This window comes from Facklamia sp. P12945 (genome assembly GCF_050409485.1).
In the GTDB taxonomy this organism is placed as follows: domain Bacteria; phylum Bacillota; class Bacilli; order Lactobacillales; family Aerococcaceae; genus Facklamia.
This window is the reverse complement of record NZ_JBNUPJ010000036.1, coordinates 1-5,459: the sequence shown is the minus strand read 5'-3', so window position 1 is coordinate 5,459 and position 5,459 is coordinate 1. Positions and strand designations below refer to the sequence as shown.

Here is a 5,459-nt window from a genome sequence, read left to right as displayed (position 1 = left end):
AGACAGCTATCAACAGGATAGGTCAGTGTACACTTTATGTGAAGCTTATTTTTGATCGTTTCCACACAATTATCAGATAATTTTACGTTAGGGTCTTTTATATGGAGTATCATGAGTCATAACACAGAGTCCTTTCTATTTTAGTTACCACTTTTAATAGATCGGACTTCTGTGTTTTTGTGTACCAAAAATAGGATGGAAGGAAGTGTTTTTTTCTTCCATCCACCCTGTTTATTATAGAACCAAAACAATAAAGCCCTTCAAGTAGTTTCTTCTAACTTGCGTGAGGGGCTTTACTATTGATAGAGCTTTCTATAAAATATTCTATGATTTTCCTACTACTTAAGCTATGCTATACTTAATTTATTCGATTTTAAAGGCGGTGAAGCAGTGAAAAATAATCCAGAGCACTTATTTGTTATCGGAGATATCCACGGAATGAGTGATGAATTAGATCAACTATTAGCAAGTTGGATACCTGAAGAAGAGCGATTGGTCTTTATTGGAGATTATATTGATCGTGGCTATGATAGTTTAGCTGTTTTAAACCGTGTATGGCAACTTCAAAAAGAAAAGAATGCCCTCTGTTTAAGAGGGAACCATGAATCCATGCTCTTAAATTTTTTGCGAAGCCCGCATAATTTTTTTAATCATTACATTATGAATGGTGGAATAGCGACTATTTGTCAGTTATTAAATATTCCTGAAGAGAAAGTCGTAAAATCACAAGCCAGACGACTAGCTCGTCAAATTAAACAGACTTATCCTAAGCTGGAAACTTGGTTAGAGGGTCTCCCTTATTATTTTGAATATGGAGAATTCATTATTGTTCATGCTGGTGTAGATTTGTCGCTTGAAAACTGGAAAAACACTTCTGATCACGATTTTCTGTGGATTAGAGACAGCTTTCATCAAACAAAGAATTCTACCGGTAAACAAATTATTTTTGGACACACTCCAACTATGGTGCTTCATCATAATTACTATAATTCCAATGTTTGGCGTAAAGATATGAAATGGGGAATTGATGGTGGTTGTGTCTTTGGAGGAGAACTGCATGCTATGAAAGTTAGTAAAACGGCAGTAATTCAGATATATTCCGTCCCAGTTTTAGAAGGAGAATGATAGGATGAATAATGAAAACAATCAAGCAAATATTATCAAATCCATTAGCAACGAATTAAATATAGAAGTCAATCAAATTAATGCGGTTCTTAATTTATTGGAGGAAGGGAATACAATCCCTTTTATTTCACGTTACCGTAAAGAAATGACTGGGTCTCTTGATGAGGTTCAAATCTATGATATCGATAAACAGTATCAGTATGCTTTAAATCTCCATCAACGCAAAGAGGATGTCTTAAAAGCGATTGAGGAACAAGGGAAGCTGGATGCTGACCTTCAAGAAAATATTGAACAGGCACAGACATTACAACAAGTAGAAGACTTATATCGTCCCTTTAAGAAAAAACGTCGGACTAAAGCGATGGTGGCTATTGAGAATGGTTTAGAACCTTTAGCAAGTTGGATGCTAACTAATAAAGACTTAGATGTTCCACTGGAGCAAGAGGCCGAAAAATATCTTAACGAGTCGGTTTCATCAGTTGACAAAGCACTCGAAGGAGCCCATGAGATTATTGCTCAAGAAATATCGGATCGAGCAGATTTCCGAGAATTTATTCGAAAATATACAAAATATAATGCCTATTGGACCACTACTTTAAAAGAGCAAGACATTGACGAACGTGGAGTTTATCAAATGTATTACGATTTCCAAGAAAAACTAATGAAAATTGCTGAATATCGTGTCTTAGCCTCCAATCGTGGTGAAAAAGAAGGGGTTCTTTCAGTTAAAATCCAAGTAGATGAGGAACCGGCGCTTCAGTATATAGAAAAGCATATTCTAGATGAAGAACTGCCTAACCAACAAAAAGAGCGGATTGAGTTAGCAATTAAAGATGCCTATAAACGGTTTATTCAGCCGGCAATTGAGCGTGAAATTAGGAGTGAACAAACTGAAAGGGCAGATCGCCATGCGATTGCTATTTTTGGAGAGAACTTACGTCATTTACTTTTACAGCCTCCAATGAAGGGCTTTCGCGTACTCGGATTAGACCCTGCTTATCGTACGGGGTGCAAATTGGCGATTATTTCAGAAACTGGTCGTGTGCTAGATAAGGGTGTAATCTATCCGCATCCACCTGCAACTGACTATAAGCGCCAACAAGCAGCGACTATTTTAAAGTCAATGATTGAACAACATCAAGTTGATGTTATTGCTATTGGTAACGGAACAGCAAGTAGAGAATCTGAAGTCTTTGTAAGTGAAGTAGTTAAGCAGATTGACCGGTCTATTCGGTTTATAGTTGTTAATGAGGCAGGCGCTTCTGTATATTCAGCTAGTAAAATAGCTCGTGAAGAATTTCCTGATTATCAAGTAGAAGAAAGAAGTGCAGTTTCTATCGCAAGAAGATTGCAAGATCCTCTAGCAGAGTTGATAAAAATTGATCCGAAATCAATGGGAGTCGGACAATACCAGCACGATGTTAGCCAAAATTTATTGGCAGATGAATTGGATTTTGTCGTTAATATGACAGTCAATCAGGTAGGAGTCGACATTAATACTGCTAGTATTCAATTATTAGAACGTGTATCTGGAATGACCCATGCAACAGCTAAGAATGTGATTCTTTTAAGAGATGAGATTGGTAGGTTTGAGGATCGAAAACAGATTAAAAAAGTGAAACGCATGGGACCAAAAACCTATGAACAAGCTGTTGGTTTCTTACGCATTATAAAAGGAACAAACCCTCTAGATCAGACCTCTATTCACCCAGAATCATACGCAATTGCAGAACGGATTCTAGAAGATAATGGCTTGTCTTTAGATGAAATAGGTCAAGTAGAAAGCAGTCAAATTTTAAAATCTTTAGACACCCAGCAGATTGCTCAAACTTATCAAATTGGAAAAGAAACAGCCAAGGATATCTTGGAAGGCTTGATAAATCCTAGTCAAGATATTCGAGATGGTCAGGATGCGCCTATTTTAAGAGACGATGTTTTGAAGCTGGAAGACTTAGAGGAAAATATGCAGTTACAGGGTGTTGTAAGAAATGTTGTCGACTTTGGCGTTTTTGTTGATATTGGAGTTAAACAGGACGGACTTATCCATATATCTAAATTAAGTTCACCAAAAGGTCGATTCATTAAGCATCCTTCTGAGCTAGTAGCCGTGGGAGATATTGTTGAAGTAGAAGTAATTTCTATTGATCGTGAACGGTCACGCATTGGATTAAAACTAATAAATCCTAAATAAAAGTTGACATAAGCGCTGCCGATTCGTTACAATATATACTATCGTTATTGATAGAGCGGTCGTGGCGGAATGGCAGACGCGCCAGCTTGAGGGGCTGGTATCCTTAAGGATGTGGAAGTTCGAGTCTTCTCGGCCGCATTAGGATTTTGGTTATGGAAGTTATAATAAAAGTTGATATTTTGTGATTATTTAAGTGGTATTTATTCGGTGTTTATATCGGATGGATACCACTTCTTTCTTTTTAAAATTAAGAATTCTAGTTAATGATCTAAGTTCTTTCAAACTAATCTACTTATTAACATAAAAATGAAATAGAATGCCTTTTATCAATCTTATTCGATATTTAGCATACTTATGAATGACTAAAATTCTACATCGAACGTTAGTAATTAAGTCACAATTTCCTTCAAGCATTCAAATGTTTAAAAATAACATATCAGCTATAATACTATTGAGTAAAACGATTAAAAAAATTAATGAAAACCATTAATTTACCTTATAGTTTGTGTTAATCTTAACAAGTAGCGACAAATTATCTTGGAAGGAGTGAACCTATATATGAAAGTTATTTATTTATTTATTAACAGGTCTACTTCAGCTGTTTCTAATTAAGAAAGGAATTATTTAATGAATTTTTCAGATATTGTTGTAACACTTAGAGATTATTTATGGGATTATGTTCTTTTATATGCTTTTATTGGAATCGGATTATTTATGACTGTTCGTTTGGGTTTCCCGCAGTTTTCACGTGTTTTTCCTGCTCTGAAACGTATGATATCAGATATTATAAAGGGTAAATCAGCCAAAGAAGGTGGTATGACTCCTTTTCAATCTTTAGCTACAGCCGTTGCGGCTCAAGTAGGGACTGGCAATATAGTAGGGATTGCAACTGCTATTATTGGTGGCGGTCCGGGAGCGGCATTTTGGATGTTGGTTTCTGGCTTTTTAGGAATGTCTACAATGTTTGCTGAAGCTACCATGTCTCAAGTATTTAGGGAGAGGGAAGTTTCAGATGGTACGTTAGTTGGAGGACCTGCGTACTATATTAAAAATGGTTTAAAGCAAAAGTGGCTAGCATATATTTTTGCTGTTTTGTGCATTGTTGCACTTGGATTAGTTGGTATTATGGTTCAGGCTAACTCTATTATTTCGTCAATGAATACGGCTTTTGGTTTAAATCAATTCTTGATAGCCTGTGTTTTAATAGTGGTGGTTGGCTGGATCCTTATTGGAGGAATGGAGCGGATTGGTAAATTTTCTGAGCGTGTTGTTCCTACTATGGCCATATCATATGTTTTAGTGGCATTATTAATTATGATTTTAAACATTGATCAATTGATACCCACTATCAAGTTGATTATTAATAGCGCTTTCAATCCTCAAGCGATAGCTGGAGGAGCGCTAGGAATCAGTGTTCAGCAAGCAATGCGATATGGGTTAGCTAGAGGTTTATTTTCAAATGAGGCCGGAATGGGATCAACCCCCCATTCTCATGCAGTAGCTGTGACTTCACATCCTGCTGAACAAGGCTTTATTGCCATGATTGGTGTTTTTATATGTACTTTTATTATTTGTGTGGCAACGGTCATGATAAATCTTTTAACAGGGGCTTATTCCATTGAAACAACCCAAGCTATGACACCTCAAGCTTTAGGTGAGTATGGTCAAATCATGACACAAACTGCTTTCCAAATTCAATTTGGAAAAATTGGAGAGTCATTCTTAGCCATCGCCTTATCAAGCTTTTCCTTAACTACAATTGTTGGTTGGTTTTTCTTTGCAGAGTCCAATGTTAAATTTATCTTTGATAATGGGAAAATCATTCATTCTTTTAAGTTAGTTGCTTTGATGGCAATTGCCATGGGTTATTTTGCAAGTCCTGGTGTAGTTTGGGATATTGCTGACTTATCAATGGGGCTAATGGCTTTACCTAATATAATTGCTCTAATCTTTTTGTCAGGTAAAACAGCAGAAGTCCTGAAAGATTATGACAAACAAGTTCAAATCGATGCAGAACATCTATCATGGGATTATAAATACGAAAAGGCTCACTAAACAAATATATTTTCACAAAAAGATCTTCTGAATTGATGTGAACCTCAAAAGTTGGAGTTTGTATTTAAACGGTTAATTGAATGGTATA

3 protein-coding genes and 1 tRNA gene are annotated in these 5,459 nt (G+C 36.1%); all 4 read left to right on the top strand.

The genetic code is table 11. The annotated features are described in order from the left end of the window. Positions 1-390 precede the first annotated feature (390 nt). The 4 genes from ACQV2X_RS08415 (at position 391) to ACQV2X_RS08400 (ending at position 5,371) form a co-directional block, all read left to right on the top strand. Positions 391-1,125 (top strand): metallophosphoesterase family protein, encoded by a 735-nt coding sequence (locus ACQV2X_RS08415; RefSeq protein ID WP_428874574.1) that lies wholly within the window; start codon positions 391-393, stop codon positions 1,123-1,125. 4 nt (positions 1,126-1,129) lie between these two features. Next, a complete protein-coding gene (locus tag ACQV2X_RS08410; protein WP_428874575.1) occupies positions 1,130-3,316 on the top strand; it encodes a Tex family protein in 2,187 nt (728 codons plus the stop codon). Positions 3,317-3,371: 55 nt separating this feature from the next. Further along, positions 3,372-3,454, top strand: a tRNA-Leu gene (locus ACQV2X_RS08405). Between the two features lie 489 nt (positions 3,455-3,943). After that, positions 3,944-5,371, top strand: a complete 1,428-nt coding sequence (locus ACQV2X_RS08400; RefSeq protein ID WP_428874576.1) for an alanine/glycine:cation symporter family protein — start codon at positions 3,944-3,946, stop codon at positions 5,369-5,371. The last annotated feature ends 88 nt before the right edge of the window (positions 5,372-5,459 follow it).